Annotated in this window: 23 protein-coding genes; 3 read left to right on the plus strand and 20 right to left on the minus strand. The window is 38.5% G+C overall.

Features of this window, described 5'->3' with window-relative positions:
• Window positions 1–14: 14 nt before the first annotated feature.
• From panC to NFR27_RS05850, 10 genes are all read right to left on the minus strand, one after another.
• Window positions 15–869 (minus strand): pantoate--beta-alanine ligase, encoded by an 855-nt coding sequence (gene panC / locus NFR27_RS05805; protein ID WP_251442582.1) that lies wholly within the window; start codon window positions 867–869, stop codon window positions 15–17.
• Between the two features lie 58 nt (window positions 870–927).
• Window positions 928–1,320: an aspartate 1-decarboxylase gene (panD, locus tag NFR27_RS05810; protein WP_251442585.1), complete on the minus strand. Its 393-nt coding sequence runs from the start codon at window positions 1,318–1,320 to the stop codon at window positions 928–930.
• Between the two features lie 258 nt (window positions 1,321–1,578).
• Entirely contained in the window at window positions 1,579–2,112 is a 534-nt protein-coding gene (locus NFR27_RS05815; protein ID WP_251442588.1) for a GNAT family N-acetyltransferase, read from the minus strand.
• Entirely contained in the window at window positions 2,109–2,867 is a 759-nt protein-coding gene (locus tag NFR27_RS05820; protein ID WP_251442591.1) for an amino acid ABC transporter ATP-binding protein, read from the minus strand. Before NFR27_RS05820 ends, NFR27_RS05815 begins: the two co-directional genes overlap by 4 nt.
• 22 nt (window positions 2,868–2,889) lie before the next feature.
• Window positions 2,890–3,612, minus strand: coding sequence for an amino acid ABC transporter permease (locus NFR27_RS05825; protein ID WP_251442594.1), 723 nt, complete (start codon window positions 3,610–3,612; stop codon window positions 2,890–2,892).
• Between the two features lie 5 nt (window positions 3,613–3,617).
• Window positions 3,618–4,346, minus strand: coding sequence for an amino acid ABC transporter permease (locus tag NFR27_RS05830; RefSeq protein WP_251442597.1), 729 nt, complete (start codon window positions 4,344–4,346; stop codon window positions 3,618–3,620).
• Window positions 4,347–4,366: 20 nt separating this feature from the next.
• The gene (locus NFR27_RS05835; RefSeq protein WP_251442600.1) at window positions 4,367–5,212 is read right to left on the minus strand and encodes a transporter substrate-binding domain-containing protein; all 846 of its coding nucleotides are present in this window, start codon (window positions 5,210–5,212) and stop codon (window positions 4,367–4,369) included.
• A 178-nt stretch (window positions 5,213–5,390) separates the two neighbouring features.
• Window positions 5,391–5,945 carry an MmgE/PrpD family protein gene (locus tag NFR27_RS05840; protein ID WP_251442604.1) on the minus strand — a complete coding sequence of 185 codons (555 nt, stop codon included), beginning with the start codon at window positions 5,943–5,945 and terminating at the stop codon, window positions 5,391–5,393.
• A 68-nt stretch (window positions 5,946–6,013) separates the two neighbouring features.
• Entirely contained in the window at window positions 6,014–6,745 is a 732-nt protein-coding gene (locus NFR27_RS05845) for an MmgE/PrpD family protein (protein ID WP_251442605.1), read from the minus strand.
• A gap of 9 nt (window positions 6,746–6,754) precedes the next feature.
• Entirely contained in the window at window positions 6,755–7,846 is a 1,092-nt protein-coding gene (locus tag NFR27_RS05850) for a glutathione S-transferase C-terminal domain-containing protein (protein ID WP_251442608.1), read from the minus strand.
• A gap of 281 nt (window positions 7,847–8,127) precedes the next feature.
• Between NFR27_RS05850 and NFR27_RS05855 the strand changes: the two genes are divergently transcribed.
• Window positions 8,128–8,283: a hypothetical protein gene (locus NFR27_RS05855; protein ID WP_251442611.1), complete on the plus strand. Its 156-nt coding sequence runs from the start codon at window positions 8,128–8,130 to the stop codon at window positions 8,281–8,283.
• A 1-nt stretch (window position 8,284) separates the two neighbouring features.
• Window positions 8,285–8,674 carry a type II toxin-antitoxin system death-on-curing family toxin gene (locus tag NFR27_RS05860; protein ID WP_251454714.1) on the plus strand — a complete coding sequence of 130 codons (390 nt, stop codon included), beginning with the start codon at window positions 8,285–8,287 and terminating at the stop codon, window positions 8,672–8,674.
• A 112-nt stretch (window positions 8,675–8,786) separates the two neighbouring features.
• Here the strand turns inward: NFR27_RS05860 and NFR27_RS05865 are convergent, their stop codons facing one another.
• The 10 genes from NFR27_RS05865 to moaC form a co-directional block, all read right to left on the minus strand.
• Complete coding sequence (locus NFR27_RS05865; protein ID WP_251442617.1) at window positions 8,787–9,956, minus strand: multidrug effflux MFS transporter; 1,170 nt, start codon at window positions 9,954–9,956, stop codon at window positions 8,787–8,789.
• Between the two features lie 139 nt (window positions 9,957–10,095).
• A complete protein-coding gene (locus NFR27_RS05870; RefSeq protein ID WP_251442620.1) occupies window positions 10,096–11,268 on the minus strand; it encodes a multidrug effflux MFS transporter in 1,173 nt (390 codons plus the stop codon).
• Window positions 11,269–11,457: 189 nt separating this feature from the next.
• Window positions 11,458–12,555: an outer membrane beta-barrel protein gene (locus NFR27_RS05875; RefSeq protein ID WP_251442623.1), complete on the minus strand. Its 1,098-nt coding sequence runs from the start codon at window positions 12,553–12,555 to the stop codon at window positions 11,458–11,460.
• 115 nt (window positions 12,556–12,670) lie between these two features.
• Window positions 12,671–12,979, minus strand: coding sequence for a TM2 domain-containing protein (locus NFR27_RS05880; protein WP_251442626.1), 309 nt, complete (start codon window positions 12,977–12,979; stop codon window positions 12,671–12,673).
• 207 nt (window positions 12,980–13,186) lie between these two features.
• Window positions 13,187–13,579, minus strand: a complete 393-nt coding sequence (rpsI, locus tag NFR27_RS05885) for a 30S ribosomal protein S9 (RefSeq protein WP_162099030.1) — start codon at window positions 13,577–13,579, stop codon at window positions 13,187–13,189.
• A gap of 23 nt (window positions 13,580–13,602) precedes the next feature.
• Entirely contained in the window at window positions 13,603–14,043 is a 441-nt protein-coding gene (rplM, locus tag NFR27_RS05890) for a 50S ribosomal protein L13 (RefSeq protein ID WP_251442629.1), read from the minus strand.
• 247 nt (window positions 14,044–14,290) lie between these two features.
• Window positions 14,291–15,220: a UDP-N-acetylmuramate dehydrogenase gene (gene murB, locus NFR27_RS05895; RefSeq protein WP_251442632.1), complete on the minus strand. Its 930-nt coding sequence runs from the start codon at window positions 15,218–15,220 to the stop codon at window positions 14,291–14,293.
• Window positions 15,201–15,554, minus strand: a complete 354-nt coding sequence (locus NFR27_RS05900; RefSeq protein ID WP_251442635.1) for a YlbF/YmcA family competence regulator — start codon at window positions 15,552–15,554, stop codon at window positions 15,201–15,203. Before NFR27_RS05900 ends, murB begins: the two co-directional genes overlap by 20 nt.
• A gap of 4 nt (window positions 15,555–15,558) precedes the next feature.
• A complete protein-coding gene (gene trmL, locus NFR27_RS05905) occupies window positions 15,559–16,050 on the minus strand; it encodes a tRNA (uridine(34)/cytosine(34)/5-carboxymethylaminomethyluridine(34)-2'-O)-methyltransferase TrmL (protein WP_251442638.1) in 492 nt (163 codons plus the stop codon).
• 95 nt (window positions 16,051–16,145) lie between these two features.
• The gene (moaC, locus tag NFR27_RS05910; RefSeq protein WP_277612538.1) at window positions 16,146–16,643 is read right to left on the minus strand and encodes a cyclic pyranopterin monophosphate synthase MoaC; all 498 of its coding nucleotides are present in this window, start codon (window positions 16,641–16,643) and stop codon (window positions 16,146–16,148) included.
• Window positions 16,644–16,785: 142 nt separating this feature from the next.
• Between moaC and NFR27_RS05915 the strand changes: the two genes are divergently transcribed.
• Window positions 16,786–17,457, plus strand: a complete 672-nt coding sequence (locus NFR27_RS05915) for a metal-dependent hydrolase (RefSeq protein WP_251442653.1) — start codon at window positions 16,786–16,788, stop codon at window positions 17,455–17,457.
• Window positions 17,458–17,614 lie beyond the last annotated feature (157 nt).

The raw sequence follows: 17,614 nt of genomic DNA on the forward strand, positions 1-17,614 counted from the left end.
CCTTACGCATTCGCCTAATTCTTCTCATCTAAAGGATTAAAACTAAAATTATCAATAAGGCGCGTTTTACCAATATACACCGCCATAGCTACTAATACAGGTTGTTCAATAGTCTCAACATCTTCCATAGTCAAAGCATCAATTACTTTTACATATTCAATAGTAGCCATTGGCTCCTTAGCAATGATATCCTTCATGGCCTCTTCTAATTCAGCTGCTTTTAGGCCTACTTTAATATGATCCTGGCCATAAAAAATACTGCGAGATAGGCAAAGGGCTGCTTCTCGTTCAGCAGGGGATAAATACGTATTGCGTGAAGATTTCGCTAGTCCATCTGCTTCACGCACAATCGGGCAACCCACAATCTCTAATGGCATATTTAAATCCTTTACCATTTTACGAATAATCGCCAATTGTTGCGCATCCTTTTCACCAAAATATGCTTTATCAGGTGTGACAATATTAAATAGCTTAGTTACAACCGTGCAAACACCATGGAAATGAATGGGGCGACTTACACCGCACAAATGCTCATTCATATCTTTTACAACAACCGACACTTTAGGATTATCATACATTTCAGTAGGCTCTGGACGGAACATAATATGGGCCCCCAAGCTTTCACACAAAGCGGCATCACGAGCCTCATCACGTGGATAGGCCTCCAAATCTTCAGTAGGCCCGAATTGAGTGGGATTGACAAAGGTTGACACTACCACTTTATCATTTTCTGCCACAGCCCGTTGAATTAAAGAAGCGTGACCCTCATGTAAAAAACCCATTGTTGGCACAAAACCTACTGTCTTTCCTTCTTGGCGCCAAGCGGTAACCATAGCTCGCACCTCACTAATAGTTGTTATGATTTTCATAATATCTCGTCCTTTCGTGATTTACGTTTGCGAAGATAGCTCTGCTCTGACAGCACAATTACTTCATATCGGCTAACAAACCATGTTTTTCATAGTTTGTCACTCTTACAATCGCATTCTTCTCATCCACAAACACAACGGACGGTTTATGATTTTCAATCTCTTCGTCAGCTAATTGACCATAAGCCATGATAATAATCATGTCCCCAGTACAAGCACAACGAGCGGCGGCACCATTCAAACAAATTACACCACTATTGGCTTCACCACTAATGGTATAAGTCTGAAAGCGTTCACCATTGTTAATATTTACAATATCCACTTTCTGATATTCGTAGATTCCTGCTGCTTTTAACAATTCTGAATCTACTGTAATACTTCCTACATAATCAAGCTCTGCTTGTGTCACCGTAGCCCGGTGAATTTTACCAGCTAATACTTCACGTATCATGTATATCTCCTTTACTGTCATGCCTTTTTAAAGGCCAAAGCAATAAAAAAGGTGTTCGTGGAGCTATATCCATCGAACACCTACATAGGCAAACTAAGCCTCTCCGTCTTGTATTGGACATCCTAAAGATTGCCCCTACACGGCGAGACCTTCTCTCGTCTATATATACATGAAGCATTGTGTGTCAGATAGAGTATAGTTTCTACAGAATACTATCTCCCTCTGCAGTATAACATAAATTCCATCTGACTCCTAGCACTATACAATTTTCTTTTCAAAATAAATAGTTTTATGACTCAAACCAGGCAGTTGAGTTATTTTAGTAATCGTAAACCCTAAGCTTATATACATATCTTTAAGCCAAGGATGCGTATCAGCAGTTCCTAACGTAACTATAGGCGCTTTTAACTGATCGCGCAATACATTAGTTTCCAACCACTGTAGCATTTTCTTAGCATATCCTTGTTGTTTAAAACGAGGAGAGGTCACAAAATGGCCAATATGAGGATATTCTCGAGGGCCTGGTTTTGGTCCCCAAGGCATCCGTAGCGTAATAGAGCTGGCTAATTGACCGTCTACAAATAACCCATAAGTAGGGTGCGTATTCACCCAATCAAGAGCGTCTGCTTCCGTCATATGACTGGCGGAAAAGTCAACACCATGTTCTAAATTACTAGCATACCCTTCATGAAGAACTTCATAATATGCAGGCCCATCTTGAGCAGTCAATTGACGATAGCTTAACTCACCAACTACACTAACCACTGTTTGTTTAGATTCAACTTGACTCATATTACATAGTCCTCCCATTGTCCTAAATAGCGATTTAAGAACTGACGAGTTCTATCTTCACGAGGATTGCTAATAACTTCTTTAGCCGTTCCCTGTTCTACAATAACCCCTTGCTCCATGAAAATAACTTGATCTGCCACTTCTTTAGCAAAGCTAATTTCATGAGTCACTACAATCATAGTCACATGCATTTCACGGGCAATGGTTTTGATAGCCCCTAATACTTCACCTACTAATTCAGGGTCTAAAGCACTGGTCGGCTCATCAAATAAGATTACCGCTGGATCCATTGCAATCGCCCGGGCAATGCCTACCCGCTGTTGTTGTCCACCAGATAACTGCACTGGATAATAGTCTTCAAAGCCTTTCATGCCCACCGCTTCTAAACATTGTTCAGCCTTAGCACGGGCTTCTGATTTTTTCATATTTTTAACCGTCACAAGCCCTTCCATTACATTTTCAAGAGCTGTCATGTTAGAAAATAAATTATACATCTGGAATACCATAGAGGTATTACGACGAATATTTAATATTTCTTTCTTCGAAGCACTGTGTAAATCCACAGTCATATCATTTAGGGTCATCGTGCCCGCATCAGCTTTTTCTAAAAAATTAAGAGTTCGCAAAAACGTTGTCTTACCACTCCCCGAAGGCCCTAAAATAACTGTAACAGACCCTGTAGGTACAGTTAAGTCAATTCCTTTTAGTATCTCCCGATCCCCAAAAGATTTTCTTACATTTTGTATCTCTATCATAAAATCCTCTAATCTCAATTAATTATACTGCATTGCCCCGTTTGTACTTACTCATCATATGTTCTAAACGTTCAAAGATAAATTCAAATACAATCCCTAGCCCCCAATAAATAAGTGCTACTACAATATAGGCCTCAAAATAGGCCGAATTATCTTCTACATAAAGCTTAGCCGCACCGAGTAATTCTACAACGGTAATAACAAAGACAATGCTGGTACTTTTCATGGTATTTAAGAACTGATTAGCAAATAATGGTAATGCAAATACAGCCGCTTGTGGTAATACTACACGGCGAAAGGCCTGTGTCCAGGTCATGCCAATCGCCAAAGCCGCTTCTACTTGCCCCTTAGGAACAGATTGGATAGCCGCCCGGAATATTTCACTCAAGTAGGCACCTGTATGTAAGGTCAAACCGACTACTGCTACTAATGTGGCTGGTACTTTTTCATAGGGTATATGCACGCCCGTCTGATCTTCTAACGCAAGAAATAAAATCGGCAAGCCATAATACACTAAATATAGTAATACCATATTAGGCAAACTTCGACATACTACAACAAATATATCCGCTAATTGGCTAATAATAGGAATCCGATTAAGTTGGGCTACTGAACTAATTAACCCTAAAGCAATCCCTAAGCCAACACTGGCAAAAGTAAGCCACAAGGTCACTTTTACATAACCAAATACATACCAGAAAGTACCACTTATATATTGAAAACTAATAATACTGGTTGATTCCATGTGCCTCACCCCTTACTTGCTGCGGCGCGCGCTGTTGTGTGGCGTGCTACTCGTTCACTAATGGTATAACGACGCTCTAAGAACCGCCCAATTAATGAAATAATTAAAACTAACAACCCATAAATAATAGCTACATCTACAAATAATTCCAAACTGCGTTGTGAATTGGCCCCCATTAAATCGGCGCGGCGCATAATATCGACAACCCCTACATTAAAAATAAGAGAAGTCCCTTTCATCATGCCAATAACGCTATTAATGAGAGGCGGAATAGCCATAGTAAAGGCTTGCGGTAAAATGACACGGCGATAACTCTGAAAACTTGTCATGCCTAGGCTCATAGCCGCTTCTTTTTCACCTTGGGCTACCGCTTGTATACTACTGCGTAAAATTTCTGAGCTATATGCCCCTATATGTAACGTAAATACAACAATAACAAATAATAAACCAGGTACATTGCGCGTACTAATTCCCATATGACTTAAAATTTCAGGTACACCAAAATAAATCAAAAATAGTTGCACTAAAAATGGCGTGCCTCGCATAAAGGAAACATAAACAGTAAGTGCCTGTTTTAAAACAGGCACTCGGTTTACTCGGGCAATTGCAATTAAACAGCCTAAAAGGATACCTAAAATAGTTGCCACAATGGTAATTGTTAAGGTTATATTGAGCGATGTTAATAGGATTGGAAAGGACTTAACCATATAGGCTACGTCAAAATACTGTCCCATAATTCTGCCTCCATTAACAATTATTGCTTAGCAGGCTCTACTGTGTAATCGCCGCCTAAATACTGCTCCGATAATTTTTTGAGCGTACCATCTTCACGCATAGCTTTAACTTGTGCATCAATTTTATCGGCTACTTTTTGCATTTCAGGGTCTTTACGAAGCAAGAAATACGTCGGCACATCAGTCAATGTTTCACCTACAGATTCAACTGGTAAATTACGATCTTTTTGAGCTGTCGTTACCATGTATTCATACTCACCGCCAGCATCAGCACGGCCTGTAGCTACTAAGTTTAATGTTTCTACAGTACCTTTATCTGTATAAATAACATTAATTGGTGTTGCAGCTGTTTCATTGTATTGTTTCAATAAATCAACAAACTCAGAATTTGTTGTGGCCGCTACAGTTTTGCCTTCTAAATCCTTTAAGGAATGAATATCGGTACGGCCCTTTTTAACAACTAATTTACGAACTGTGTAGTTGTTAATTTCTTTCGTATAAATGTATTTTGCTGCCCGTTGTGGATTATTACGCATTTGATTTGCAATCATATCTACTTGACCTGCATCCATGGCAACAAAAGCAGCGTCTACAGCCATTGGTTTGAAATTAAACTTAATGCTAGGATCACGGCGTTCTACTTCTTTTAAAATTTCTACATCATAGCCAGTTAAAATGCCATCATCATTGGTATAAGAAAATGGCTTAGACGTGCCACGGGTGGCAACATTTACGACTTTAGCATCTGGATTTGATGCACTTGCTTTATCAGCACTGTCATCACTGCCACAACCGGCTACGACACCTAATGCAAGTACCAAAGTGCCTAGCAAGGCTGCCTGTTTCCAATATTTTTTAAAATTCATGGGAGTCCCTCATCTCTTTTCACAACATACTAATTTTTCATTTATAACAAATAATTAATTCATAACAGTTAATTAATTCGTAACAAATATTTTATTTATAACAGATAACTGATTTATAACAGACTTACAACAGATTTTCAACAGAGTTATAACAAATCTATAACTGATTTACAGCTACTTATAATAACTCTAAAACATCTGCCATGGTACCATCAGGCCAATTTACAACACTCTTTAGAAAAGCCTTACTAAAGGCCAAATACGTAGCATTCTCTAATTTTGTGCCTAAAATATCTGGCGTAAAAGGCGCTACTGGTGAACCTAATGGTCTATCTTCTGTATAATTATATATAGTGCCATCTTGTAAACGAACCGTCACTTTGATAACACGTACATCCTTAGCCACAGCGGGTAAATCATAAACTCTCTTAAATATACCCGCTTCACTTGCTTCTAAAAAAGCCGCAGGCACCGAAGGTTCTTTAAACAAATCATCATCAATCTGACCTAAGGCCAACATTTGCCAGCCCACAAATTCCATAGAGAATCGCCCTTCCTGACCACTTTGTGGTACCCTATAGCGAAGGGCTGTATCAGCATTAGGCGGAAAATGAAACGTCACCTCTGCAATATCTGCCCAGCCATAACCATGCGGTAGCAACTGTTCCTGACGAATTTTTTCGCAAGCTGAAACGCCACAAATGGCGGCAGAACAATAGGGATGTAATTTCATCCATAAGCCGGGCTCTTTAAGCTGACCTGGATTTAACCACTTCGCCTGTAAATCAGACGGCGTAAGTTCTACCTTGCCAAAAGTTGCCAGCCAGTAGCATTATTAAAGACGTTCTGATTAGCTGTTAAGCTAGTATTTTGTAATAGCCAAAAAGCAAATACTGCATTACGCGCTGCAAAACCAGCATGAAGTGGCTTTGTATCAGAACCAGCTTCAAAGCCCATGCCAGCTGATTGTGTACCAGCTAACGACAGTAATTGTGCAGTTTCAGAGTCCGAAAGACGAGCCAATTTAGCTAAAGCTGCTGCACCCCCTATAGGACCAATAGTGCCTGTAGAGTGCCAACCAGCCAACTTATGCTGAGGATTCAAATAGGCTCCTAACAAGCCTTCAACTTCCGCTCCTACCACATAGGCGGTCAGCACATCAAGCACCGTATCTGTCGGCTTAGCTACCGCTAATAATACAGAAAATAAGACTGTACTAAAATGACCGGCAATATTAGCTTGTGCATCATCATAGTCTAAATAATGGGAACAAAATCCATTAAAAAAGGCTGTATATTCTGGCGCCGTTTCATATGGTTGACCTAGCAACTTCTGATTACCTTCTGCCAATTGGCGTGTTGCCACTTCTTGTGCCATAGCCACTACCTTAGGCTCATTACGAGCCGCTAAGGTAGATGCTATATAATCGATAAAAGCTACTTTTGCTAAAGCTAGTAAATCAGGGCGTGCCGTTATATCGGTTTGTTGGATTAATTCCACCAGCGTAGCTGTATTTTCATCCATCCCTTTCATAAAAGCCTCTTATTTAGCAAATTTTTCAGCACGGTCATTTGGTTCAGCCCAAATAGAATCATCTGGCCCCATTGGTACCAACCGAGGTAAGTCTTCAATTGGTGTATGGTCTACATAGTAGAAACGTTTACGCATGGAATCGAAGTCTGTATTATTGCCAAACGCTGGAATGGAATATAAATCTTTCGCATAATTCCAAAGATTTGGATAATCTACCAAGCGTTTTTTATTTACAAAGTATTTCTGATAGAATACTAGGTCAAAACGCTGCAAGGTTACAAATAAGCGAATATCTGGGTCAGTAATGGTATCTCCCATTAAATAACGCATGCGACCAAGACGTTCTTCAAGCCAATCTAAACGATCAAAAATACGATTAAAGTAGAATTCATAATCTTTCTGATTGTTTACCATAGCTGCCAAATTAACCGCTAAGTTAACATCAGCATAGATAACTTCATTAAGGGCATCAATATCCTCACGTAATTCTTCAGGGTAAATATCAGACACTGATGGATTCGCAAATTTCTTAAATGCCATAGCAATATCTGTCGTCAACACATGATAGTCGTTGTTAACCACAGCGCCTGTTTTTACATCTACAATAGCAGGCACAGTGGAGCGTTGGTCATAATTTGGGTCCCCTTTACGATAGGCCTCACCTAAGGAATGGATTTTAAGAACTGGATCTACATCCCCTTCATCAAGGGTAAAGAACCAATCCCCAATAACGCCAGCTGGACGAAGTGGATCAACTACACCTTTAGAAATAACTTTATCTAACCCTAAATAATCAATAGCGATAGATACACGATTGGCCCAAGGACAATGACGGGACCAAATTAAACGATAGCGACCTTCTTCAACGGGCAATTCCCCTTCACCATCACCAAAAGGTGTTGTAAATTGTGGCTCTTCAGGGTCTGCATATTTTTGGCGGCGGTTGAAGTTGGAGGCATCACGGCCTTCATACTCTTTTTGTTCGCCAATCGCCCGTGGATTACTAGACTGAAATGGCGAAAAATCAATAGGACATGCATTCATTTTACGGGTAAAATGAATCTCTGCTCTAGCTTCTTCAATAGATTTGTCTTTAATCATGCTCTCTCCTCATTATACTTTTTAATTCCCTCTTTTTATATAGGAATATATTGTAAAAAATAAAAACATACAAAACTTATATGCATGTGCATTCATTTTACACCGCAAGATAAATCCTGTCAATAAAGTATGAATATATTTTTTGATAAATTTCTAATAAATAGATATGATATATTTATAAAAAATACAAATCAAATAAATAGACTCTTAACAATAATCCTATTTATTATTATTGTAGTTATCTATATAATGGTATATACTAATCATAAGGAGGAATTAAAATGAAACAAAATAATAATATGGCAAAGCACCTTGAACGACAGTCTAAATATATAACAACTCAAACGAATCCAGATTTGCGAAAAAAAATGGAGACCATTTCTTTAGAACTTATTAAACGTAATGACACAGTTTATAGAGCCTTAGAAAATAAATAATATGGAATATCATGAAATACAAATTCTATTAGATAATATTTTAATGATTCATGAACAATTATCTAATATATACAAAATGGAAGCAGGCGTGAGAGATATAGATTTACTAGACTCTGCAGTAAATGCGCCTTTTCAAACATTCTGCAATAATGATTTATATCCCACAATATATCTTAAAGCAGCAAAATTATGTCATGGTTTAGCGAAAAATCATCCATTTGTAGATGGAAATAAAAGAACTGCATTACAAGCAATGCTACTATATTTAGCGCTAAATAACGTCGAATTACAATATACGGATCTAGAATTAGAAACATTAATATTAGATGTTGTTACAGATAAAATGAAAATAGAAGATATTACAAAATGGATACACCTCCACGAAGTATAAAAGAGACTATAGTTGATTTCTGAACTATAGTCTCTTTTTATCGTCTATACTATATTACTATTAAATATCTAAGTTACTACTACGATTCTAAATTACTAAATAAAACAAGCTATTACTCTTCTTTAGTTAAAAACTGCATACAAATAAGAGAGCCTATATGCTCGACTACAACCAAGATTGCAAGTGGCCACATAGAATGACCACCACCAAGACCTACTAAAGGTGAAGCAATAGCACCCGCTAAGAAAGAAACGACGCCTAACCAACCAGATGCGCTCCCAGCTACCCCTTTATGCGCATTCATAGCACAGGAGAAACTAAGTGGCAAAGTAGCACCACAACTAAAGATAAGTAACACCAAAGCAATCATAACGTACCAAGGATCTTGCGGTTGCACCAAAGCAATCGCCACTATGAGCAAACCTGTTACCAAGCCACCTACATTACCTAGCCATAAGACAGGACGTTCACCTAAACTTTTACTTAAGCGACCAAATATTTGAGCCCCCACTGCTAAACTAGCGGAACCAATACCAAAGAAAATACTGAATTGTGTAGGCGTAAACTCATAAATACCTTCCATTATAAAAGGCGATGCCCCAATATAACCAAATAGCCCCATAGAAGCAAAGCCTTGTACTAATAAGTAGCCACGATAATTTTTATTCTTCCACAATTGTCCCATACTTTGTAAGGACTCTTTTAAACCACCTTTTAAACGTTTTTCTACTGGCAAAGTTTCAGGTAAGCTCGCCATAACCCATACAGCCCCAATAAAACCACAGGCGGTTAATACTAAGAAAATCGCTTCCCAACTCCAATACTCCAAAACAAGACCGCCAATAACAGGGCCTGCAATAGGTACAATAGATGTAATCAATACTAATAAGGATATGAAACGAGTCAATTCATTACCAGTATGCGTGTCACAGGCAATAGAACGACTCAATACAATACAGCCTGCTCCGGCGACCCCTTGTACGAACCGCCACAATAAAAACATAGGTAAAGAAGTAGCTGTACCACATAAAAAAGATGCAATAGCAAAGCCTACAAAGGATACCATTACTGGTTTACGGCGTCCAATTTCATCACTCCAAGGGCCAATTAAAACCTGCCCTAGGGCTAAACCAATAAAACAGGCAGTCAAACTAAGTTGTCCACCTGATGCTGTCGTTCCTAAATCTCTTGCAATTTCCGGTAACCCCGGCAAATAAATATCTGTACTTAAAGGCCCTATCGCGGCCATAAAAGCAACTAACACTATAACTAATTTATTCATTAACAATCACCTCTCCTCTGTAGTATAACAAGGAGCGTGCATTAAGTATAATATCAATAAACGACGCATATATAACAATATTGTTATATATGCGTCGTTAACTAAACTATATCTCTATAAAGATACTTCTTATTTTTCATTACTGTATGTCTAAAGTAACTTGTTTCATAGCCACTATAGCTAACCCATGAACAATCATGACTAGCACGGTCAAAGGCCACATAGAATGACCCCCACCAAGACCAACAAGTGGTGAAGCTATAGCACCTGCTAAAAATGCCATAACTCCAAGCAAACCTGAAGCACTACCCGCTATTCCTATATGGGAATTCATGCCACAAGAAAAGCTTAATGGCAAGTTAATGCCACAACTAAAGATTAAGCCTAACAATAGCCCGCCTACTAAATACGGTGTTTCAGGCTGTATAAAAGAAGCTATTAACAAACCACAGCCTATTAAACCACCCAAACCTATACCAATTTTTAAAATTTGATGCTCCCCAAATGCTTTACTAATGCGTCCACTGATTTGAGCTGCCAAAGCAAAACTAGCTGAGCCCAAGCCGAAAAATAAGCTAAATTCACTTGGTGATAAACCATAAATCTCTTCCATAATAAAAGGTGCCGCCCCAATGTAACCGAATAGCCCCATCGCCGTAAAACCTTGCACTAACAAATATCCTCTATACGCTTTATTTTGCCATAATGTAGACATATTATGTATGGACGTTTTTAAACCACCTTCAATCCGCTGTTCCAAAGGTAGTGTTTCTGGCAATTGCCATAATACACCAATACTCCCAATCACACCGGCTACTGTAAGCAACATAAAAATATAAGGCCATTTAAAATGTTCCAATATGAAACCACCAATAATAGGGCCTGCAATAGGCACTACAGAAGATATTAAAACGAGTAATGCAATAAAACGAGTCAATTCATTACCAGAGAAACGATCTGAAGCAATAGAACGAGCCAATACAATACAGCCTGCACCAGCTAGGCCTTGTACAAAACGCCACAATAAGAACATAGGTAAGGAAGTGGCAGTACTGCATAGAAAAGACGTAATAGCAAAACCTAAAAAAGATAAAATCGCAGGTTTACGTCGTCCTACCCCATCACTCCAAGGGCCAATAATAATTTGTCCAATAGCTAAGCCTAAAAAGCAAGCAGTTAAACTTAACTGTCCCCCTGAAGCATTAGTGCCTAAATCTACAGCAATATTAGGTAAGCCAGGCAAATAAATATCTGTACTAAGCGGCCCAATAGCTGCCATAAATGCAATCAGTAACACTGTGATTTTATTCATTCCTATGTCATCCTTTCTATATATTCATTTACCTATCAATACTATTCATTCTTTTGCCAAAGTAAAAGAGGACTCCCCCTTACGGAGGAATCCTCTTCAATTGTATGTTGCCATACAATATTGTTTACCGAGACAATTTAACATTTTATCACAAAATATTCATTTTGTAAAATAACTCGTAAATAGGTATTATTTATTTTCCCAAATATCTACACGACGGTTGTCAGCGCGCCCTTGGTCAGTATCATTAGTGGATACTGGATTGTTTTCACCTTTGTAGTTAAGCACTAACTGAGATGCTGGTACACCTTGACTCTGAGCATACGCTGCTACATTGTCTACACGACGTTGAGATAGTGCATTGTTATAGTCATTAGAACCCTTAGCATCTGTATTACCTACTAATTTGTATGTATGTGTTGGGTTAGCTTTTGCAACTTGTACAAAATGATCTAATTTAGATTGTTCTGTACCAAGTGGTTGATCTTCATCAAAGCCAAAATGAACACTTTCTAAATAGTAGTCATTACGAGCTGGTGCTTGTTGTACTACAGGTACTGCTTGAGGTTGTGGCTGTGGTGTATAAACAGGTGCTGGTGTTGGTTCTTCAGCTTCATAAGAGTCACCACCAAAACGGTAAGAAAGACCTGCAATAAAGCCTTTATAGCTAATATTAGCATCATCTACAAGTTTAGTATTTACATAACGATAACCTGCACTTACATCTAAGTCATCAGTAATGCTATAACCTAAACCAGCTTCCCAAATAGTAGTATTTTTAGTACCAATAGCTGCTTTACCATAAACATCTAATTTATCAGTCAATGGCGCTTTACCAATAATACCGATTTGAGCTACATTATTCTTCTTAGAACCACTTTCGCCTTCCCATTCTAATTTATTATCAATACGATTCCAACCAGCATAGGCTGCAAAATTCTTATTGATAGAATAAAGAGCATTTACTTCTTGACTACTCCCATCAGTATGTATCCCATCTGTACTATTATTGCCCTTAGTTTCTAAGCCGTAGTAATTATATTGAACCGCCCAACGATCATTTAAACCATACGTAAGACCACCTTGAAGATTCCATTTATCATTGGTTGTCACATCCCCGTTAACAGATTCATCAAAAATCTTGTCAGAATCAGCACTGGCTTCAACATTCCAAGCACCTAAATCAACTTGCCATTGGCCTTCTTGCCATTGAGTTTGTGGTGTAGCAAAGGCTGCGGATGTTACGCAAGCTGCTACAGCTGCTAATAATAATGCACGTTTTTTCATACAATCTCCTCTTTTCTAAAAACAACAGTAATATAATAAAATATCACACTTACAACTCTATTATAGAATTATATCGATATAAAATCAATAAGATTTTAAGGAGATACGTGCCTATTTACTCGCTGTCATTAGGATATAAGTTTTGAGCTTCCAAAATAGCTTCTTTTAGCATTTTTTCATTAAAACGGCGCACCATTCCAGGGATACGGAACAAGTCAATAATAGCCCAAATACCAAAGCCACTAGCTGTCACCCAATACAACAAGTTAATAATTGGTTTTCTAAGATAAAAATAATGCACCCCAAAAATAAACCACCATAAATAAGCCATGCCTGTATCTTTTTGACTGGTCATTTTTAATAATACATAGTCACGTTGTGCCTGTGTCAAATTTTGTAAAGCTACTAATTCGTTGGCCTTCATAGTAAAACCTCCCCTATGTGTATCCTTAGTTAATTTTAATTATTTTCTATTATATCATAGTCTCTTTTTTCTAGTAATTTATAGCCTACTTATAACCTTTTTATAGACTACCTGTAGGCTACGCCTTCCAGACTAGCCTAAATTCAAAGAAGATAGGTAAAAAGAAACCCCACAAACCTGAGGTTTGTAGGGTTGCCATTTGTAATATTAACGTTTCGAGAACTGAGACGCCTTACGAGCTTTTTTAAGACCGTATTTTTTACGTTCTTTCATACGTGGGTCACGAGTTAAGAAACCAGCTTTTTTAAGAGATTGACGAAGTTCACCGTCAACACCTAATAAAGCACGGGAGATACCGTGACGAATTGCACCAGCTTGACCAGATGGGCCACCACCAGCAACGTCAGCGATAACATCATATTGTTCAACCGTACCAGTAAGGTTAAGCGGTTGTTTTACGATTAATTCCAAAGTCTTACGACCAAAGTAATCGCTAAGATCACGTTTATTGATTACAATTTTACCTGTGCCCGGTACCAGACGAACTCTGGCAACGGAAGATTTTCTACGACCTGTACCGTAGTACTGAGCTACTGCCATGTAAATGTTCCTCCTCCCGGTAATTACCGAATATCAAATTCCAAAACTTCAGGTTTCTGAGCTGCATGTGGATGTTCAGGACCAGCATATACGTTCAATTTGCGATAAATTTGAGCGCCTAGCTTGTTCTTAGGAAGCATCCCGCGAACTGCCATTTCCACAACGCGTTCTGGATGTTTTTCCAACATGTTACCAAGAGTAACGAAACGGGAACCACCTGGGTAACCAGAATGGCGGAAATATGTTTTCTGAGTTAATTTTTTACCTGTGAAACGAACTTTCTCAGCGTTGATTACGATAACGTGGTCACCAGTGTCAACGTGTGGTGTGAAAGTCGGTTTATTTTTGCCCCGAAGAACTTTAGCTACTTCGGCAGCAAGGCGTCCTAAAGTTTTACCTTCAGCGTCAACAACATACCATTTCCGTTCAACAGTGTTCGGATTGGCCATATATGTAGTTTTCATGCTGCTAATTCCTCCTCATAACGACTACTTTACCAAAAAGCATCCTGCTCTCTTTCCGGGGCTAATGGAATAAGATACAAATGCTTACCGAAATATTATACGTGATTTAACTATAGACTGTCAACCACTATTTCGCATATTTTAAGTATAATCACATATGTTTCTAACCTAGCTAATGATCAAATCAATTACTATAATAAAATATTAGCCCAAAACATATAGAAAATTGGGCTACTATAGGTAAATTCTATTCTTCACCTATAATACGCACTTCTGTTTCTAGCTTAACGCCATGCGCTTCTGCTACACGAGATTGCACATTGTGAATCAAATCCAACACATCTTTAGCCGAGGCTCTCCCCTTATTAATGACAAAGCCTGCATGCTTTTGCGAAACTTCTGCATCGCCGACAGCCAAACCTTTTAAACCAGTCTGTTCAATCAAGGTACCCGCAAAATAGCCTGGTGGTCGCTTAAAAGTAGAACCAGCACTAGCATATTCTAAAGGTTGTTTGCTTTCACGGCGTTGTGTTAAATCTTCCATCATAGCTAAAATGGCATCTTTATCGCCTGCTTTTAATGCAATATCCACTTCACCTATAATTTCATGGCTTTCATGAAAACGGCTATGACGATAGGCAAACGCTAGTTCCTCAGCCGTATATTCAGTAACATGGCCTGTCATATCAACAGCACGCACTTTAGTCACCACTTGACACATTTCACCGCCATAAGCGCCTGCATTCATGAATACAGCGCCACCCAAAGTGCCTGGAATGCCAATGGCAAATTCTAAACCGGTCAACCCTGCTGCATAAGCAAACTGCGAAGCATCTTTTAACATATAGCCAGCACTAACAGTTAATGTACTATCAATTGCTACCATAGTTTCCTTCATATCGCTAAGCGATAATACTACGCCACGAATACCACCATCTAAAACAAGCACATTAGAGCCACTTCCTAAAATAGTTAATGGCACATCAGCCCGATAAATCGCCGCTAACACTTGACTTAACTGACTCATAGTTTGAGGCATAACAAAGATATCAGCAGGGCCACCAATTTTAAAGGTTGTATGCTCACACAATGGTTCTCCACAGCGCACAGCCGTTGCCGGTACAATATGTTGCAAATCTGTGTAAAGCGCTTGTAGATTATTGTTTAGCTTTTTCAAGAATTTTCATTCCTTCTGTAATAGGTTCACTAATGATACGATAAATGTCATTGGATACTTGTGTCCAACGCACATGAGCTTGTAAATAAGCTTGTGCCCCAGAATTTGCTTGAATCATAGGCATTAATTCTTCTAATTTTTTACCAATTTCTTCGGCTTCTGGTGCTTCTGCCATTTTAGCATATTCCCACTGCATTTGTTGCATCAAGAACTGTTCAATTAAACCCTTAGCAGTAGCGTCACTTTCTACCGCAGCTTGCGCCTCCATTAAGGCTTTGTACTCTTCGCTTTCACGCATCGATTTCTGTAATTCATACGCTTTGTCATAATTCATAATGTTAATTACCACCTTTCATTGTTAAATGGCCTAAATTTTTTAAATCAGGAAAATTCAATTGCCGCATTGCTTCATACGCAATGATAGCCACTGAATTGGATAAGTTTAAGGATCGAGCCTTTTCAATCATAGGTATGCGAATCGTCTGTTCATAATTAGCAGCTAACAACTCTTCTGGTAGGCCTTTAGTTTCTTTACCAAACACTAACATATCGCCAATTTCATACTGAACTTCTGCATATGTATGTTTCGCTTTAGTCGTAGCGTAAAAATAACGACGATCAGGATATTTCTCATATACTTCTTGTAAATTTTCATGGATTTGTACATCCACTAGATGCCAATAATCAAGACCTGCTCGTTTTAAATATTTATCTTCTAATTTGAAACCCAAGGGTTTTACTAAATGAAGCGTCATATGATTAGCCGCACATAGTCTAGCAATATTTCCTGTATTACCAGGAATTTCTGGTTCTACTAATACAATTTCCATACATCATCCTTCTTTTGTACTAATTAGTCTAACATCTTATTTTAACCAATTATAGTAAACCCTTCAAGTCTTTTCTCAATACCGCTATGCCATTTTTACAAGGACTTGCACAAAGCTTGTTTATCATTTTTAAAATGACCACTTTTACCACCAGATTTTTCTACCAAATATACAGGTCCCATGACCATACTTTTATCAATGGCCTTGCACATATCATATACTGTTAAAAGGCCTACTTGGACCGCTGTCAGCGCTTCCATTTCTACCCCAGTCTGCCCTGTAGTCTTAACCGTAGCTTCAATACGCACTGCTTGCTTGGCCTCATCTAGTTCACACAAGACTGCTACCTTACTTAAACTTAAAGGGTGGCATAATGGAATAAGGCTAGCCGTTTGCTTTGCCCCCATAATAGCCGCCAATTGTGCTACAGCCAGTACATCGCCTTTTTTCATAGTACCAGCTGCTATGCGACTATAAATTTCTTCATTCACAGTAATAAATCCCTCTGCCACAGCAACCCGAGTTGTAACCGCTTTATCACTTACATCTACCATGCGAGCATTACCAGCTTCATCAAAATGTGTTAATTCCATAATTGACCTCTTTATTGTATTTTAAGTTAATATAGATTATTTTTGTTTACTAACCATCCAATTTCATATAATTCAATCTCATTCTATGGTATCATGTAATATATAAGTAGTCTAATATTTTAATCACAAGGAGGCGTCTCTTATGGCAGTATCATTAACCTACTATGGTCATTCTACATTTTTACTAAGCAATGGTGAAGTTTCTATTGTTTGCGATCCTTTTTTTAATGGAAATACTTGGGAGATTGCTAAACCTGAAGATATTAAATGTCAATATATTTTTGTTAGTCATGGCCACGGCGACCACTATGGCGATGCTGATGTAATCGGCAAAGCTAACGATGCACTACTCATCTCTACAGCAGAAGTAGCTCACAAAGCAGAAGAAGCAGGTCTAAAAGCGCATGCTATGCATTTAGGCGGCAAATTTGACTTTGAATTCGGTTCGGTACGCCTCACACCCGCCTTCCACGGCGCAGGTATTCCTGGCGGTCATGCAGCCGGTGTTATCTTCAACTTTTACGGCAAAACTATTTACTTCGCTGGCGATACAGCCTTCTTTAGTGATATGCAATACTTAAATCGCTTTGGTGACATTGATTATGCCCTTTTACCAATTGGCGACAATTTCACTATGGGTGTAGAAGATGCCTTATTAGCAGCCTCCTTAATTAAAGCCAAAGTAACTATTCCTATCCATTATAAAACCTGGCCAGTTATCGACAAAGACCCTCATGAGTATGTAAAACAGCTTGAAGCTAAGCATCAACAAAAAGGTCTAGTTGTTGACCCAGGCACAACGATTACCCTATAACCCATAACCAAAAAGGAGCTATTTCAGAATGCACACTGCATCAAGAAATAGCTCCTTTTTAGTATTTCGCCTATTTTAATTCATACATAACATTACACAACTTACTACTTACATTTATGTACTCATTACTAATCCGCCGATAAGCATACAGTTATGA

Source organism: Veillonella intestinalis (assembly GCF_943192895.1).
Taxonomy (GTDB): domain Bacteria; phylum Bacillota; class Negativicutes; order Veillonellales; family Veillonellaceae; genus Veillonella_A; species Veillonella_A intestinalis.